The following is a 17,072-nucleotide window of genomic DNA, read 5'->3' as shown; positions in this document are numbered from 1 at the left end:
CGCTCGCCACAAAAATCAGCCGGTTACACCAGGTGCAGTGCGGTCAACAGCATGTCGATCGCCTTGATCCCCACGAACGGCACCAGAAGCCCGCCCAGGCCATAAATCAACAGGTTGCGCCGCAGCAATGCTGCCGCACTCGCCGCGTGTACACGCACACCACGCAGTGCCAACGGGATCAGCACCACGATAATCAGCGCGTTGAACACGATGGCCGAGAGGATCGCGCTCTGCGGGCTTTGCAGGTGCATCACGTTGAGCACACCCAGTTGCGGGTAGATCGAGGCGAACAGCGCCGGCAGGATCGCGAAGTACTTGGCCACGTCGTTGGCGATGGAAAAGGTCGTCAATGCGCCACGGGTTACCAGCAACTCCTTGCCGATCTGCACCACGTCCAGCAGCTTGGTAGGGTCGCTGTCGAGGTCGACCATGTTGGCCGCTTCACGGGCGGCCTGAGTGCCGTCGTTCATCGCCATGCCGACGTCGGCCTGGGCCAGCGCCGGGGCGTCGTTGGCGCCGTCACCGCACATCGCCACCAGACGACCGTCATTCTGTTCATGGCGAATACGCGCCAGTTTTTTCTCCGGTGTGGCTTCGGCCAGCACGTCATCGACGCCCGCTTCAGCGGCAATCGCTGCGGCGGTCAACGGGTTGTCGCCGGTCACCATTACCGTACGGATTCCCAATTTGCGCAGCTCGGCGAAACGCTCACGGATGCCGGGTTTGACCACGTCCTTGAGGTGAATCGCCCCCAGCAATTTGCCATCGGCGCACACCAGCAACGGGGTGCCGCCACTCTGGGCGATCTTGTCGATTTCCCGGGACAGCGCCGGTTGCAGATCACTGCGTTGCAGGCCGATAAATGCCAGTAGCGAATCCACGGCGCCTTTACGGAACACACGGCCTTTGTAATCGACGCCGGACAGGCGTGTTTCGGCGCTGAACGGCACCACGGTCAGCTCTTCAGCCGATGGCTCGGCCTGAGGGTGCAACGCCCGCAGGTACTCGACGATGGACTTGCCTTCAGCGGTATCGTCGGCCAACGAGGCGAACAACGCCCCCTCGGCCAGTTCCTTGCCGTTGACACCGGGTGCGGCAACCACCGCCGTGCAACGACGGTTACCAAACGTGATGGTGCCGGTCTTGTCCAGCAACAGCACATGCACATCCCCCGCCGCTTCCACGGCGCGGCCGGACTTGGCGATCACGTTCAAGCGCACCAGGCGATCCATACCGGCGATACCGATAGCCGACAACAGGCCACCGATGGTGGTAGGAATCAGCGTGACCAACAGCGCCACCAGGAACACCAACGGCAGGCTGCCATTGGCAAAGTGGGCGAACGGCTGCAGGGTCACCACCACCAGCAGGAAGATCAGCGTCAGGCCGATCAGCAGGATATCCAGCGCGATTTCGTTGGGAGTTTTCTGGCGTTTGGCGCCTTCTACCAGGGCGATCATGCGGTCCAGTGTCGACTCACCTGGATTGACGGTGATACGGATCACCAACCAGTCCGAAACCAGGCGGGTGTTGCCAGTGACCGCCGAGCGGTCGCCGCCGGACTCACGGATCACCGGTGCAGATTCGCCGGTGATCGCCGCTTCGTTGACGGCAGCGATACCTTCAATGACCTCGCCGTCACCGGGGATCATTTCCCCGGCGGCAACCCGTACCACGTCGCCTTTACGCAGGCTTGCGGCTGGCACGACCTGGAAGCTGCCATCGGCTTCCTTGCGGCGCGCACTGAGGCCTTCGCTGCCGGCCTTTAGGCTGTCGGCACGGGCCTTGCCGCGACCTTCCGCCAAGGCTTCGGCGAAGTTAGCGAACAGCACGGTGAACCACAGCCATACGGCGATTTGGACGGCGACGTAGGTCGGTACTGAGGTGTCCGGCACAAAGCACAACACGGTGGTGAGGATCGCGGTCAGTTCGACCACCAGCATCACGGGTGAACGTTGCAACTGGCGCGGGTCCAGCTTGACGAACGCCTGGATCATCGCCGGTCGCCACAGGGCCGAGATTGCGGTTTTAGCCGGCTCCTGAGCGTTCACGGGAGCTGCGTTTTTTGCAGGCATATTCATTTTCATATCCCTTTAGAAGCCCATGCTCAAGTGTTCAGCGATAGGGCCCAGTGCCAGTGTCGGCAAGAAGCTCAGGCCGCCCACCAGCAAAATGGTCACGGTCAACAGGGTCACGAACAGCGGGCCATGGGTCGGAAAGCTGTTCTGGCCAATCGGTGCGGTTTTCTTCATCGCCAGGCTGCCGGCCAAGGCCAGTACCGGGAGGATGTAGCCGAAGCGACCGATCAACATGCCAAGGCCGAGCATCAGGTTGTGGAACGGAGTGTTGGCACTGAAACCGCCAAACGCCGAACCGTTGTTGGCACTGGCCGAGGTGTACGCGTAGAGCAACTGGCTGAAACCATGAGGGCCGGGATTGCTGATGGCACTGGCCGGGCCAGGCAGGCTGGCGGCAATGGCGCCAAGTACCAGTACGCCGACGGGCATCACCATCAAGGTCACTACCAGCAATTGCACTTCCTTGGCCTGGAGTTTCTTGCCCAGGTATTCCGGGGTACGTCCGATCATCAGGCCGGCGAGGAACACCGCAATCAACACATTGAGCAACATGCCGTACATACCGGCACCGACGCCGCCGAAAATCACTTCGCCGACCATCATGTTGACCAGCGCGACCATCCCGCTCAGGGGGCTGAGGCTGTCCTGCATGCCGTTCACCGAACCGTTGGATGCAGCGGTGGTGGTCACCGACCACAACACCGTACCGGTGGTGCCGAAGCGTGCCTCCTTGCCCTCCTGCGGCGCGGTCTGTTCGACGGCCGGGTTGTTCAGGGTCGGGTTGGGCTGGTATTCGGACCACAGCGAAGTCGCGCCGCCGATGAGGAACAGCGCCAACATACAACCGAGGATCGCTCGGCTCTGACGCAGGTCTTTTACGTAATGGCCAAAGGTGAACACTAACGCCACCGGGATCAGGATGATGGATGCCACTTCGAACAGGTTGGCCCAGGCGGTCGGATCCTCGAACGGATGCGCCGAGTTGACCCCGAAGAAACCACCGCCGTTGGTGCCCAGTTGCTTGATCGCAATCTGGCTGGCGGCCGGACCCAAGGGGATCACTTGATCCACACCTTGCATCGTCACCGCATCAACGTAATGGGCGAAGGTTTGCGGCACGCCCTGCCACACCAGGAACAACGCGAGCACCAGGCACAACGGCAACAAACCGTAGAGGGTGGCGCGGGTCATATCGACCCAGAAGTTGCCCAGGGTCTTGGTGGATTTGCGACCGATACCACGGCACAGCGCGACCAGCACCGCCAAACCGGTGGCGGCGCTGACGAAGTTCTGCACGGTAAGGCCGGCCATCTGGCTGAGGTAGCTCAGGGAGGCTTCACCGCTGTAGGACTGCCAATTGGTGTTGGTCATGAAACTGATTGCAGTGTTGAAGGCCAGCGTCCATTCCTGACCTGGCAGTTTCTGCGGATTGAGGGGCAGATAGTCCTGGAACAACAGAATCGCGAACAGCAACACAAACCCTGCAAGGTTGAAGGCGAGCAAGGCCAGGGCATACTTCTGCCAGCTCTGCTCTTCCTGCGAGTCAACGCCAGCGATGCGATAACACACACGCTCCACCGGACCGAAAACCGGGGTCAGCCACGTGCGCTGGCCTTCCATGACCTTGTAGTAAAACCGCCCCAAAAAGGGCGCCGGAATCAGTACCAAGGCAAAGAAGGCAATGATCAGCCAATAGTCATAACTGTGCATAGCCGCTCCTAGTTCCGATCCGCGCGTAACAGCGCAACCAGCAGATAAATGAACAGCGCCACAGCCAACAGCAGTGACACCCCGTCCAGAACGCTCATGGAAGTTCTCCGTCGTACGGCGATTGCCGTGTGTAGGGGTATTGTCCGCAGGTGCGCCGTAAAGGAACGAGAGCGAGGGTATGGGCAGGGCGTAAAGAGCGCGTAAAGAGTGGGTTTATGCGGGGTTTACACTGGGGTTTTGGGGGGCTTTGAGGGCCTCATCGCGGGCTAGCCCGGCTCCCACATTGGAGTGCTGTCACCTGTGGGAGCCGGGCTTGCCCGCGATGGCGCCGTCAGCATCACCACCGCACTTATCTGGTGCAGCAAGGAACGTATTCAAACGCAAAACCGTCCCCCAGGCGACAGCGGAACCGCTTTACGACACCGTTGCCGGGAATGGCATGACCACTGCAACGTCCTGAAACATTACACACCGTTCAGGGAGCAACACGATGAACACACAACTCAAACCGACCTTGGGCACCTTGCATTTATGGGGTATCGCCGTCGGGCTGGTGATTTCCGGGGAATACTTTGGCTGGAGCTATGGCTGGGGCGTGGCCGGTACCCTGGGCTTTTTGGTGACCTCATTGATGGTCGCCGCCATGTACACCTGCTTTATCTTCAGTTTCACCGAGCTGACTACCGCAATTCCCCATGCAGGAGGCCCCTTTGCCTACAGCCGTCGGGCGTTTGGCGAGAAAGGCGGCTTGATTGCAGGGTTAGCGACACTGATTGAATTTGTCTTCGCCCCACCGGCCATCGCGCTGGCGATCGGGGCTTACCTGAATGTGCAGTTTCCGGCCCTCGACCCGAAACACGCCGCCGTGGGCGCCTACATTGTGTTCATGGGTCTGAATATTCTCGGGGTCAAACTGGCGGCGACCTTTGAGCTGGTCGTCTGCGTGCTGGCCGTGGCCGAACTGCTGGTGTTTATGGGGGTAGTCGCGCCAGCCTTCAGTTTCAGCAACTTCGCCCTCAATGGCTGGGCTGGCTCCGACACCTTCGGCGCGCCTGCTATTGCCGGGATGTTTGCCGCAATTCCCTTTGCCATCTGGTTCTTCCTCGCCATCGAAGGCGCCGCCATGGCCGCCGAAGAAGCCAAGGATCCGAAACGCACGATCCCCAAGGCCTACATCAGTGGCATCCTGACTCTGGTAATCCTGGCGATGGGCGTGATGTTCTTCGCCGGCGGCGTGGGTGACTGGCGCACGCTGTCGAACATCAACGACCCACTGCCACAAGCGATGAAAACCGTCGTCGGTGACAGTTCAGGTTGGCTGCACATGCTGGTGTGGATTGGCTTGTTTGGGCTGGTGGCCAGTTTCCACGGCATTATCCTTGGCTACTCTCGCCAGTTCTTTGCCTTGGCGCGCGCCGGTTACTTGCCCTCTTTCCTCGCCAAACTGTCGCGCTTTCAGACGCCCCATCGGGCAATCATCGCCGGTGGTGTCGTCGGTATCGCTGCGATCTACAGCGATGGCCTGATCAACCTGGGTGGCATGACCCTCACCGCAGCAATGATCACCATGGCGGTGTTCGGTGCCATTGTGATGTACATCATGAGCATGCTCAGCCTGTTCAAACTGCGCAAAACCGAACCGTTGCTGGAACGCACCTTCCGTGCCCCCGGTTACCCCATCGTTCCCGGCATCGCCCTGGTGCTGGCCGTGGTGTGCCTGGTGGCGATGGCCTGGTTCAACACGCTGATCGGGCTGATTTTCCTCGGTTTCATGGCGGTGGGTTATGTCTACTTCCAACTGACTGCGCAGGATCGCGCCGACGCACCGGCTGACGCGATGTTGACCGGACTCTGAGTCTTGAGGCAGAACGGGGCTACAATGGAACCACTGATAAACCCCGTAGCTCAAAGCTGTTATTGCCGTGGGAAATCCTCCTACGGCAAGCTGCCTCAAGGAGAGCGTTATGCCCTGGTATGCCTGGTTGATTCTGGTGGTTGCGATCGGTTCGATCGTCGGTGGATTGTTGATGCTGCGTGACAGCGCCAACAAGGTGGAATTGACGGACGAACAACGCAAACGCGTGGCCGAACGCAACGCCCAGGCGGATGCCAAGGACTCACAGGATCGCTGATCAGGATTATTCCCAATCCGCCTTGGCGATATGCAACCCGTGCTGGCCTTTATAGGCAGCACGTTCGGGTTGGCTCCAGCCTGCGAGCAACCCGTCTTCCAATCGATAAATCTCCACCCCCAACGGACGGCACACGGTCAGCGGATCCTGTGCATCCGGCCCCCACATCGGCAGTGACAGATCCCCGCCCGGGCATGTCGACAGCGCGCACAGCAAATCAATCTCGGCAAAGAACTCCAGGTAGTCACCTTTCTGCGCAGGACAGGCCTTCATAAAGTACATGTCGTCGTGATTGAGCCCGGTGCACTGAAAGATATTCAGCACATCATGCACATCAAACTCCGTCAGCCCGTGGGGCAACACTGCACGGGTCAGGTTTGAATGGCAATGGTGGTGGAAGTCCTCCCCCGTCAGCATCTTGTTCACATAGGGATCGCAGCGCGTGCCCAGCAAATCGTGCAAACGCCCACCGTGTTCATCAATGCCATAACCGGCCAGGCTGTCATCAGTGATGGTCACCAATGGCCTCAGGAACGGCAGATTCGACCAGAGTCGGTCGTGGGTACTGACATGGGCACCCTGCAACTGCCGGGTACGCGCCGCCCATAAACGCTCGCGTGGGTCATTGGCATTCCACACGTTGAAATCACCTACCTGCGGCCCCACCGGCGTGGTCACCCGAAACACGTGACCGGCCGGAACCTTCCACGCCTGCCCGGTGCGGATCGGCACTTCGAACTGTTCAATCAGCGTGCGTTGATCAACAGCATCGCGAATCCGTTCGTAGAACGCCTTGTCGACCTGCAAGGCCGAGCCTTTGCTCACCTGGTAAGCGGCGGGATAGTCTTTATACATGGTGAACGTCCTCCATCAGAGTGAGTAAACAGGGCCAGCGACAGGCGCTCCGAGTCGTCCAGATACAGACTCATCGCCTCCCCTGCCGCCGGCTTATTGCCTTGTGCCAATAACGCGTAAATCTCTCGATCCCGTTCCAGCCAAGGTGACTGGAAATGTTGTTCATCAGGGGCGGCGCAAAACACCAGGCGCAACTGCGCGATCACCTGGGCAAAGAACTCATCGAACAACGGGCTGCACATCAAGCCGACAATCTGCTGGTGAAAGCCCAGGCTGTGGGTTGCCACAGAGCGCCAGTCTTCACGCTCCCGAGCCAGGGTGGTGGCTTCGATCGCCACCTGCATGCGGTCACACTGCTCAGCCGACAAGGGTCGACCCACAGCAATTGCCTGTAACTCCAACGTGCGGCGGACGACAAACAGGTCGCGCACCTCATCGCGCTCCAGCCGCCGGACCATCACTCCTTTGTTACGCACATAGCGGGTCAAACCCTCTTGGCCGAGGCGATGCAATGCCTCGCGAATGGTATTGCGTGAGGCGTTGTAGGCCCTGACCAGCTCTGCCTCGACCAGCGCCATGCCAGGCAACAGTCGCCCACCGGTAATGTCAGCTCGAAGCTCCAAGGCAATCTGATCAGCCAGTGACAATGTGATACCCATGGACACCTCTTGATTGTTCAACAATCGTTGTGCAAGAGGTAATCACTATTCGTGCCAACTCAGATGTCGGTGAGTGTGGGTGGACACACATTTGTGAAGAGTGGTGAAGGTACAGCCAGGGGCAACTGTTGGAAGCGTTTATTGATAGCTACCTTTCCAAGGGGCACAGACTTCGTCGGATCAGGGTGGCCCATTGATGAGCATTTTCGGAGTTGGGTCGTAGATACTGGAGGTGGTGCGCGGGAACCTGAAAACACAAGTAGACCCGCAAATCAGAGACAAAAAGAAGGCCGGTCAATGACCGGCCTCTTGGCTTACATATAGATCCTCAATTGACTTCCAGCCTGTCGCGATTCTTTTCCAGAAGCGATTTACCAATCCCCTTCACCTCCAGCAACTCATCAACCGCCGTAAACGGCCCGTTGCTTTCACGGTAAGCAATAATCGCCCTGGCTTTGGCTGCACCGATCCCAAACAGATCACGCCTGAGGGTCTCGGCGTCCGCTGAATTGAGATTGACCTTGCCGGTTTGCTCGGCCTTGGTCATTTGAACGGCGATGGGGGTGGAAACCTCGGGCTTAACGGCGGGGGCTGCGTTGGTAGCCAGGGAAACGCTGGCCAGGAAAGCGAAAAAGAGGGAGGAAAAAGTAGTTTTACGCATAACAGAGACGCTCCATGACATCAGTGAGAAAAGCAGCTTTCCGAAGCTGCTTTTCAAACTTAGGCGATGTCGTGGGTAAGTCAAAAATGGTTGCGTTACAGGGTGTTAACAAGAGGAGCTTCCACAGTTCAATAATCAGAGGAAGCCAGCTATCATGTCACCCAACGAATGACGCCTCAAAGGGAGCAAGCCATGGATCTGCAATCAAAAACGGTAAAGCTACGTCTAATTGAAGAAAGTGATGCCGATTTCGTGTTGAAGCTACGATTAGATGAAAAGTACAATCAGTTTCTGTCCTCAGTAAATCCAAGTGTAGAAGCACAAAAAGAGTGGATAAAGAAATACAAAAATGATGAAACGCAAGGCAGCCAATATTACTTCATCATTGAAAGAAACGATGGAGTACCCTGCGGTACCGTACGAGTTTACGATTTAACTGAGGACTCCTTTTGTTGGGGAAGCTGGATTCTCAACGAAGACAAAACAAAATATGCTGCTTTGGAAAGCGCCTTCTTAGTTTACAAGTTTGCCTTTGATCACCTTGGTTTCCAGAAATCACATTTTGATGTCAGAAAAGGAAATGAGCGCGTCATATCGTTTCACGAAAAGATGGGGGCCCGTAAAACTGGAGAGACCGATCTCGACTTTATTTTCGCTATAACAAAAGATGCCGTTGAGGCAACAAAAACAAGGCTGTCGAGCAAAATCTCAGTAAGTACTCCATAAACTGCACCGGCTTCAATATGGCAGCACGCGCAGCTAGACGACACCTGTGAGCTGATCCATTGCCCACTTCATAAGCCACTGAGGCTGCCCAAGCAGTACCCGGAGCGTTGGCCTTCGCGCTCTCAGCGCTGGCCATCGCGCCTTTGGGCGTGTCGATGAGTCGAGTCAGCCGAAGGGAATTCCCCCCTCGAGTGCTCACAGAATCGTACGTAACAATCTCTCATCATACTGCTCCTGATCAGATATTCGATGCATGCAGTAAATACAATGTGCGAGCAACTCTAGGTTCTCTTTTCGGCAAGCCGCAACTGATGTTCAGCTTGACGAGTCAAAATTCGGTACTTGCTCATCCACTTGATGAAAGCGTGATTTAAGTGTAACCGTCCGGAAAACACTCTGGACTTGTTCCCGCGCAGCGGACGCCAAGAAGCGATACTTTAATCGCAATCTTGAAGACCCATGTCACAGCAGTTAAACCCAAGAGTGGGCCTACACCACCAGGCAGATTTTCGATCTGGCTGCGGTCGTTTACGACTTCAGCCAGAGTGGTGTTGGCGAATACACCCGTGTCTTCCTCCGCAGCCGGAACGGAAAGCTGGTCGGCGATGACTTCGCTGGCGGCAAGGTTGGCTTTGAAACGGGTATCACGGAGATCGGCTGCATGCACGCAAAAATTCTTCGGATTGTACGCAACCAATAAGAGTCAGATGGCCAAAAAAGCGCTGCATTACATCGCGGCCTTGTATGAAATTGAGCGAGAGGCACGCGAGCTGGAGCCGAGTGTCCGGCAGCGAATATGGCAGGAAAAAACAGCGCTGCTCATCGACGCACTTCATACCTGAATAATCACCCAGAGACAGCATGCGGATGAGGAATCGGTCATCGCCAAGGCGCTGGGTTACAGCCTCAAATACTGGACAGCGCTGACAGTGCTTGCTCATCGATGACAACTGATACGAGAATTAAATCCTACCGCGGGCGCTTGGGCGCTCGAACTGGTCGTTTGCCGGGTCGCTTCGCAGTGGCAACGGGCGGCGGCGATCATGAGTCTGATCCAGTCGGCACGCATGAATGGGCATGATCCGTATGCCTATCTGGAAGATGTGCTGACACAGGGCTGCCGACGCAGCGGGCGAGTGAGATTGGGCAACTGCTACCGCATCAGTGGGTGGCCGCAGAAACCACGTAAGCCCCGATGCTTTGAGACTTACAAGGATGACGCCATTAAGGGAGTAGTCATAACGATGATTTTGGTTGTTGAAGGTATCAGCGCCAGCGGGAAAACCACTTGGTGTACTAAGCATGGAGGGCAACATGTCATTCCGGAAAACGGCCGTTTTGAAAACGAGCCGGATCGACTAAAGGATCCAGCGGGAGCAGCAGCTTTTTGGGCAGAGCGAAACGTGGATCGCTGGCAAACGGCGCTGGCCATGGAAGACATTTCTTCGTGGGCGTTGTGTGACAGTGACCCTCTCAAGCTCCACTACATTTGGAGCCTTTGGCAGGTCGGCGAGGCGAGCGAACACGACTGGCGAATAGAGTTGGACGCCACAAGAGAAACTATCGCACAAGGACGTATTGGCTTTGCTGACTATTACATTATTGGCTCCATAGAGCCTCAGCTAGCGCGCGAACGAGCCAAAGCAGACACCACCCGTCGCCGGAGTAAGTTCGAGCTACACGTGCGCCTCCAACATGCTCTGCTGACCTGGTACTCAGCTATGAATGAAGTGCTTCCCGGCAAAGTGCGATTTGGCTTTCCTTCAGAAATACCAACCTTGAAAAGCATTGATGGAAGGTATGCGGTGGCGGCCTTTGATCAAATGATCGCATCGCTCCCACGACCTACTCACACCTCTTCGCGAGACGGAGCCTTATAGAAGTTGGAAGCGGATCAATGTGAGGCGAAGTAAGATGTGTTCGCCATCCGCTTACGGTGGACGCTCACTTAATCACGCAAAGTGTGTTGGGCGGACTGTTGAGGAACACGAAAAGCACCGGGTCAAACACCGCGACCTGGATCTCCAGTTCGATCATAACGGCGAGCCCATCGATGGATCTTCGGAAGTCGACGAGATAGGGCAGAGATTGGGCTTGTTCGAATTTTGCGCTGGGATGCATCATTAGAAGGTGCTGGCTCCGACAGGAATCGGGAGCACAGCACAGGGGCCAGGTGGTGACTATGAATGCGGGATTTATGGAGCACCTATCCTTGGACTTTAGGCTCTAGGCGACGCTGCTGGTAAATCCAGTCCACGATCTCGCCATCCGGAGCATACCCGCTGACCGTATCGCGCAGCAGTTGACGGACCTTGCTGTAGTCGTCCGACTCAACAGCCGCGAGTAGCTCAGTCAGTTTGCCTTTGAATATCTCCCACGCCAGATGGTCCTCATTGGCACTCATGATCATCGGGTGTTGGGTGGCCACAACGTTGTCACCAATCAGCAGTTCCTCGTATAGTTTCTCACCGGGGCGCAACCCAGTGAACTCAATGGCGATATCACCATGGGGATTTTTGTCCGAGCGAACGCTAAGACCTGAAAGATGAATCATCTTCTCTGCCAGTTCGACAATTCTCACCGGCTCGCCCATATCAAGCACGAACACATCCCCGCCCTGCCCCATGGAGCCCGCCTGAATCACCAATTGGGCCGCTTCAGGAATCGTCATGAAGTAACGCGTGATCTTGGGATGAGTGACCGTGAGCGGCCCACCTGATTTGATCTGCTTGTGAAACAACGGAATAACCGAGCCGGACGAGCCCAGTACATTGCCAAAGCGCACCATGGTGAAACGGGTTTTGTTGACGCGAGAAATGTTGGCATTGTCGCCAAACAACACCGGTGCCAATTCGCGACTCAGCGCTTGCAAGGTCATCTCGGCCAAACGCTTGGTACTGCCCATTACATTGGTCGGGCGAACAGCCTTGTCCGTGGAGATCAGCACGAAGTTGGAAACTCCCGCCTGAAGCGCCGCCTGAGCAGTGTTCAAGGTACCAATGACGTTGTTCAGGACGCCTTCGGCAATGTTGTGCTCAACCATCGGGACATGTTTGTAAGCTGCAGCGTGGTAGACCGTATCAACGTGCCAGGTCTTCATCACGTCGAACAGTTTTGTCTGGTTGCGCACCGACCCTAGAATCGGTAGCAAGCGAACAGGCAGCGACTCACGGGTGATACGCAGCTCAAGCTCGGACAGGATGCTGTAAAGGTTGAACTCACTGTGTTCGAACAGCAACAAAGTGGTTGGCCGCAGCGCCAGGATCTGCCGGCAAAGCTCGGAGCCAATAGACCCCCCGGCACCGGTCACCAGGACGCTTTGCCCCTTGACGCAATGCTCGAGCAGATCGCCTTGGGCCGGCACGGTATCACGTCCCAGCAAGTCGGCAATATCCACTTCCTGAATGTCATCGACCTTCACCCGGCCACTGGCAAGGTCCATGAAACCCGGCACACTACGTACGTGCAACGGAAACCCTTCCAACAGGCCGAGAATCTCCCGACGCCGCGCACGATTGGACGATGGAATGGCCAACAGGATTTCCTGGGCCCCTGTGGTGTCGATCATCTGTTGAATGTGCTTGGGCTTGAACACCTGGAGGCCAGAGATGACACGATCAGAAATGCTACTGTCGTCATCGATAAACGCCACCGGACGCATGACCCGTCCCATGCGAAGCGCTGCAACCAACTGATTACCGGCAGCGCCTGCGCCGTAGATCGCGACTTTGGTCAGGCCGTCATCGCGACTGGTAAACGGTACATGCTGGGCCGCTGCAAACCAGTCGCCCAAAAAGTACTGACGCATGGCCAGACGCAAACCGCCAATCATGATCAGGCTGAGCCACCAGTAGTTGAACACGATCGAGCGTGGGACCACGTTTTCGTGGTTGCTGTACCAATAGACGACAACCCCGAGAATCAACGCCGACAGGCTGACGGCCTTGATGATTGCGATGAGCGCATCGTTACCGAAGTAACGCATTACGGCGCGGTACATGCCAAAACGGATAAACAGCGGGATAGAGATGATTGGAGCGCTGATGAACAACCATGAATGCAGGATGATGGGGTTGACTAACTCGTCGATCCCGAGACGAACAACAAATGCCATCCAAAGGGCAAGCCAGACCAACATGATGTCGGCAATGACCTGCAGGATACGCTTTTGCCTGCGAGGTAGGTTCAGCAGGAGTGTCCGTAATTTATCCATGTTTTTTTGACGACCTTTACTACTCACAATTAGATTAAAACTCTTAACGACCAGCGACTATCTAGTGCTTCTGCGAACGGCAACCAACGATTGCCGTACTTTTCGGGAAGCTCCCCGATCATACAGGTTAAGCCTGCATGAAAAGAAAAAAGTGGTCAGCCCATACCTCACCAAGGTACCTATTCACGCATACCAGCCTTGTACTTTACCGCCAACAATAGTAAAGGCGCATATGCAACTACTACACCCAGAGCCCCATCCATTCCCAGTAACGTAACGCAAAGCGCCAAGGGGAGAAGCCAGACAACGTTGATAACACCAATAGACAACGTTATCGGCAGGTGCCTTCCAAATTGACGAGATGCAAATTGGTATGCATGGCTGCGATGCGCCTCATAGGCCTTGTCTCCACGGGCCAGCCGTCGGCCAAGGGTAAAGGTTGCGTCCACTACAAAAACTCCCAGCATGATCAGCCAGGCGAAAAAAAACTCGCTGCCAACCCAGGCTGCCTGTATGGAAAGAACTCCCAGAATAATGCCAAGAAACCCACTCCCCGCATCTCCCATGAAAATTCTAGCAGGTGGGAAGTTCCAGTACAGGAATCCTATAACGGCCATGGCCAGCAATAGAGGCGTCCATATCAATGCCTCATGACCACTAAGAAAATAAATAATCGACAAACCGATGCACGCACAAATCGCCTCAAGACTGGCAATGCCGTCTATACCATCCATGAAGTTATAAAGATTCAACATCCAGACTAGGTAAAGTGTGGCGAGTAAATGCCCAAACCATCCAAGACTCAAGGAAAAACCAAATACCGTAATTGAAGGTAATCCTTGCATCCAAAAAAGCGCCCAGATAGCGGCAATAAAATGTCCTACCAACCGCCAACGTGCTGCTATGTGACCATGATCGTCCATAAAGCCGATCACCGCGATCAATAGACCTGACCCTAGGAACGCGAGACTTTCAGCAATCGGCACCAGTTGCAGGGCTGCCATTACCAGCAGTGAAAGTGCGAACGTCAGTACAATTGCAACCCCTCCCCCTCTGGGCGTTGGAACCGTATGAGAGCTGCGCGCATTAGGAATATCAATAATGCTACGGCGCAGCGCGTATTGACGCAGCACAGCTGTCAGTAACAGGGACGCAAGCGCGACAAGGGGAAGGATGTACCAATACGTCATTGAGTTTGCTCACTAAGGTAATGTTGCGCGGTTGCGTCAAGACCCGTTTTAAGGGTGACGATTGGCGCCCAGCCCAATAGTTGCCGGGATTTTGTAATATCCACTTGCAGCGAGCCACACAGCCGCTGGGATAGTGCCTTGCGACCCAGTAGCGTGGCTCCTAGCACCAACAACCACTCAGGAACCGAGATTAGTCTGGCGGGCGAACTCAAGGACTCGCCTAATCGAATTAATAATTGAGCGGTTGATACATCTTCACCATCGCTGACCAGGAAAGTCTGGTGAGCAGCGGCCGGATGAGACACGCAGGTCAAAATAAAACTGACCAAGTTATCTAGTGCCACAAGACTGCGCTGGTTACCGATCGCACCAAACGGCAATGGAACGCCCTTTTTCAGCCACTTCATCATATTCGCAAAATTGGCCTTCACGCCCGGACCGTAAACCAGCACAGGACGGACAATGACGACCTCAAGACCTGTTTGCGCTGCAAGTTCTCTGAGTGCGTCCTCGGCTTCCATTTTGGAGATGCCATACGGATCCACCGGAGAAGGAATATCGGTTTCAGTGTATGGCTTGCCGATCGCTGTCTGCTCGCCATTCACCTTGACTGAACTGACGAAGATGAAACGCTTCGCCCCAGCTGCTACGGCGCTGCGAGCCAATTGAAGCGTATGGCCCACGTTCACCCGGCGAAACGCTTCGAGAGGATCGGATTCCGTATCATTCATGACATGCACACGCGATGCGAGATGAACAACGACGTCAATACCAAGCAGTGAGGGACTCTCTGCCGTCACAGTAGAAAAATCGGGGAGTACTGCGTAATCAACACCTGTCGCCATAACATCGGGCAAACGGCGGACAAGGGCACGTACATCGTATTCTGTACGGCCCATTAGCTGCTGAATCAGGTGACTTCCGACGAAACCACTGCTGCCGGTGACCAATAACTGAGCTTTCATTTCTTTTGCCTCAACAAGGCCAATACCAAACACAATCCACTGAAAACCAGCTTGTCCCGGGCACGCCTGCGGCATTTGGAGGCACTGGCGGCTAGGCGAATCAGGTCCCAACGCCCCAGCCCGATCCAGCGCCGAACAAAAGGATCATTTGCCACGCCAACCATACTGGCAATCAGCGCAGCCTGGTTTAGCCACCACCCATCAAAAACCTGAGACAAACGCTTTTTAAATGCTTTATGGCCGCTATTTACACCTACCTGATTACCGCCATGCTGGCGATAGAGCATGTAAGGCCGACTATCAATCACCCATTTAAAGCCGCGTGAGCGACTGTAGGCATAGCAGTACCAATCATGCAGAGTGACATTCTGCACCTGCGAAAACCGACTATTGATATCTCGTTGAAGCTCAACAAACAGAGGTTGAGAAAAAACGTACGTACATCCCGGCCCGGCCGCCTCGAACAAGTGGTCAAATGCCACCTGAGGCTGCGACTTGACGATGATCGACTCACGCCCATCAGGCCAAAATGCAGTGACATTACCGGAGTAACCATTAGATTTATTCTCAAGCATGAACCGGGTCGCACTGATCAGCTTGTTTGACAGCCAAATATCATCCTGATCTGCAAATGAAAAGTAATCAAAATCTTCAACAGATGCTTCGTTAATCAAACGAAAGAAATTTCGAGCCGCCCCCCCAAACCTTTCTCCGTGAGCCAGGCATTTAACCCTTGAATCCCGCAGGCACAACTCGTCGACCCAACTCTCAGTGCCATCATCCGAACGATCGACACTGATCAGCACAAAAACAGAAACCTCTTCCTGGCCCAAGATCGATTCGACCTGTTCAGCGATCCAACGCATACCATTGTATGCTGCGAGTAAAACCAAGATACGTGGTTGCATAACTCTCTACCTTTAATACCTAACCCACATACTGGCACGAGGGCGCTCAATCACAATCGAAGATTAACGCAACGGGCCCAATTTTTTTTGCCAACCATGGAGCGCTCCACGCAACATCATTTTCATGGACTGAAATTTGTTTTTGTCGATCACTAGGTTAACAAAAAAACGTAATATCAATGCCAGCATCAGGCGTTTTTTCCAACATGCGGGAGTGTGGCTCATCCGACACACTGCGACCGTGCCACGGAAGAAAAAATAACGGCGCACCGGGGAGTATCGAAGAAAACTAAACCCCAAAATTTTGACTGGTGGCGCATCGGACAAGGCATGTCCCATCTCAACGTTTAGACATCCGTAAAGTGTATATCCCAGATCTCTAACCCGAAAACACCACTCGGAATCGGTAAAGTCGACGAACAGCCCATCGTTGTACCGACTGCCTTCAATCCACGCATGCGTGCTGATGAACATTCCCGACGTAATCAAAACATCAACTTTTACCAAGCCGTGCTCGTCGTCGGAATGAAACACCGGTTTAATAACGCCATTAACCGATTGATAAAATGGGAAATTAATTTTCTTACCATCACGGCGGTCAAAAAAAGTCGGGCTAACCGCAATACAGCGTGGATCCTTCAATTTTGCTTGAGTCATCGCTGCGTGAAGATTCGCAATCAACTCAGGCTCAGCATGACTGTCCTGGTCGAAAGTAACCACAAATTCCATACCAGCATTGACCGCTAACTCGAAGCCTTCGTTTAAAGCAGCCCCCAAACCCTTATTTCCTGCCATATCCACATAGACGAGGGATTGTCGCTCGTCGTGAGCGCTCATCAATACTTGGGACGAGCCTCCATTATCGAGAAAAACCAACATATCCACCTGTGAAGCAAGCGAAACCAGAAGCTTGTCTAGGACGTCTATTTCCGGCATATAACCGACTACTACTGCAGCAATCTTAGCCACTTTCAC

Annotated in this window: 15 protein-coding genes and 1 pseudogene; 5 read left to right on the top strand and 11 right to left on the bottom strand. The window is 55.1% G+C overall.

Translation table 11 applies throughout. The features are described from left to right. Positions 1-23 precede the first annotated feature (23 nt). From kdpB to kdpF, 3 genes are read right to left on the bottom strand one after another with little or no spacing between them, the layout of a single operon-like run. Positions 24-2,081, bottom strand: a complete 2,058-nt coding sequence (gene kdpB, locus HKK55_RS05635) for a potassium-transporting ATPase subunit KdpB (RefSeq protein ID WP_178128830.1) — start codon at positions 2,079-2,081, stop codon at positions 24-26. 12 nt (positions 2,082-2,093) lie between these two features. Continuing rightward, positions 2,094-3,788 carry a potassium-transporting ATPase subunit KdpA gene (kdpA, locus tag HKK55_RS05630; RefSeq protein ID WP_169353727.1) on the bottom strand — a complete coding sequence of 565 codons (1,695 nt, stop codon included), beginning with the start codon at positions 3,786-3,788 and terminating at the stop codon, positions 2,094-2,096. An 8-nt stretch (positions 3,789-3,796) separates the two neighbouring features. Then, entirely contained in the window at positions 3,797-3,886 is a 90-nt protein-coding gene (gene kdpF / locus HKK55_RS05625; RefSeq protein ID WP_003218754.1) for a K(+)-transporting ATPase subunit F, read from the bottom strand. A 392-nt stretch (positions 3,887-4,278) separates the two neighbouring features. Between kdpF and eat the strand changes: the two genes are divergently transcribed. After that, positions 4,279-5,643, top strand: coding sequence for an ethanolamine permease (gene eat, locus HKK55_RS05620; RefSeq protein WP_169353726.1), 1,365 nt, complete (start codon positions 4,279-4,281; stop codon positions 5,641-5,643). A 109-nt stretch (positions 5,644-5,752) separates the two neighbouring features. Beyond that, entirely contained in the window at positions 5,753-5,920 is a 168-nt protein-coding gene (locus HKK55_RS05615; RefSeq protein WP_169353725.1) for a DUF2897 family protein, read from the top strand. 6 nt (positions 5,921-5,926) lie between these two features. On the opposite strand, the gene HKK55_RS05610 is transcribed toward HKK55_RS05615, so the two are convergent. The 3 genes from HKK55_RS05610 to HKK55_RS05600 form a co-directional block, all read right to left on the bottom strand. Next, complete coding sequence (locus tag HKK55_RS05610; RefSeq protein ID WP_169353724.1) at positions 5,927-6,775, bottom strand: DUF1989 domain-containing protein; 849 nt, start codon at positions 6,773-6,775, stop codon at positions 5,927-5,929. Beyond that, the gene (locus tag HKK55_RS05605) at positions 6,742-7,434 is read right to left on the bottom strand and encodes a GntR family transcriptional regulator (RefSeq protein WP_169353723.1); all 693 of its coding nucleotides are present in this window, start codon (positions 7,432-7,434) and stop codon (positions 6,742-6,744) included. Before HKK55_RS05605 ends, HKK55_RS05610 begins: the two co-directional genes overlap by 34 nt. A 328-nt stretch (positions 7,435-7,762) precedes the next feature. Further along, positions 7,763-8,095 (bottom strand): ComEA family DNA-binding protein, encoded by a 333-nt coding sequence (locus HKK55_RS05600; protein WP_169353722.1) that lies wholly within the window; start codon positions 8,093-8,095, stop codon positions 7,763-7,765. 192 nt (positions 8,096-8,287) lie between these two features. On the opposite strand from HKK55_RS05600, the gene HKK55_RS05595 reads away from it, so the two are divergent. From HKK55_RS05595 to HKK55_RS05585, 3 genes and pseudogenes are all read left to right on the top strand, one after another. Further along, on the top strand, positions 8,288-8,821 hold the full coding sequence (locus HKK55_RS05595) for a GNAT family N-acetyltransferase (RefSeq protein WP_169353721.1): 534 nt from the start codon (positions 8,288-8,290) through the stop codon (positions 8,819-8,821). A 484-nt stretch (positions 8,822-9,305) separates the two neighbouring features. Next, positions 9,306-10,010, top strand: a pseudogene (locus HKK55_RS05590) (transposase); the annotation flags it as partial. Positions 10,011-10,065: 55 nt separating this feature from the next. Beyond that, entirely contained in the window at positions 10,066-10,701 is a 636-nt protein-coding gene (locus tag HKK55_RS05585) for a hypothetical protein (protein WP_169353720.1), read from the top strand. Between the two features lie 326 nt (positions 10,702-11,027). On the opposite strand, the gene HKK55_RS05580 is transcribed toward HKK55_RS05585, so the two are convergent. The 5 genes from HKK55_RS05580 to HKK55_RS05560 form a co-directional block, all read right to left on the bottom strand. Then, positions 11,028-13,034: a nucleoside-diphosphate sugar epimerase/dehydratase gene (locus tag HKK55_RS05580; protein WP_169353719.1), complete on the bottom strand. Its 2,007-nt coding sequence runs from the start codon at positions 13,032-13,034 to the stop codon at positions 11,028-11,030. Positions 13,035-13,213: 179 nt separating this feature from the next. Next, the gene (locus HKK55_RS05575; RefSeq protein WP_169353718.1) at positions 13,214-14,224 is read right to left on the bottom strand and encodes a glycosyltransferase family 4 protein; all 1,011 of its coding nucleotides are present in this window, start codon (positions 14,222-14,224) and stop codon (positions 13,214-13,216) included. Beyond that, positions 14,221-15,189, bottom strand: coding sequence for an SDR family oxidoreductase (locus HKK55_RS05570; RefSeq protein WP_169353717.1), 969 nt, complete (start codon positions 15,187-15,189; stop codon positions 14,221-14,223). Before HKK55_RS05570 ends, HKK55_RS05575 begins: the two co-directional genes overlap by 4 nt. Further along, the gene (locus tag HKK55_RS05565) at positions 15,186-16,097 is read right to left on the bottom strand and encodes a glycosyltransferase (RefSeq protein WP_169353716.1); all 912 of its coding nucleotides are present in this window, start codon (positions 16,095-16,097) and stop codon (positions 15,186-15,188) included. Before HKK55_RS05565 ends, HKK55_RS05570 begins: the two co-directional genes overlap by 4 nt. A 63-nt stretch (positions 16,098-16,160) precedes the next feature. After that, complete coding sequence (locus HKK55_RS05560) at positions 16,161-17,066, bottom strand: glycosyltransferase family 2 protein (RefSeq protein WP_169353715.1); 906 nt, start codon at positions 17,064-17,066, stop codon at positions 16,161-16,163. Between the last annotated feature and the right edge of the window lie 6 nt (positions 17,067-17,072).

The sequence above is a fragment of the Pseudomonas sp. ADAK18 genome (assembly GCF_012935695.1).
In the GTDB taxonomy this organism is placed as follows: Bacteria; Pseudomonadota; Gammaproteobacteria; order Pseudomonadales; family Pseudomonadaceae; genus Aquipseudomonas.
The sequence above is the reverse complement of the archived record's forward strand: the minus strand, read 5'-3'. Positions and strand labels throughout refer to the sequence as shown.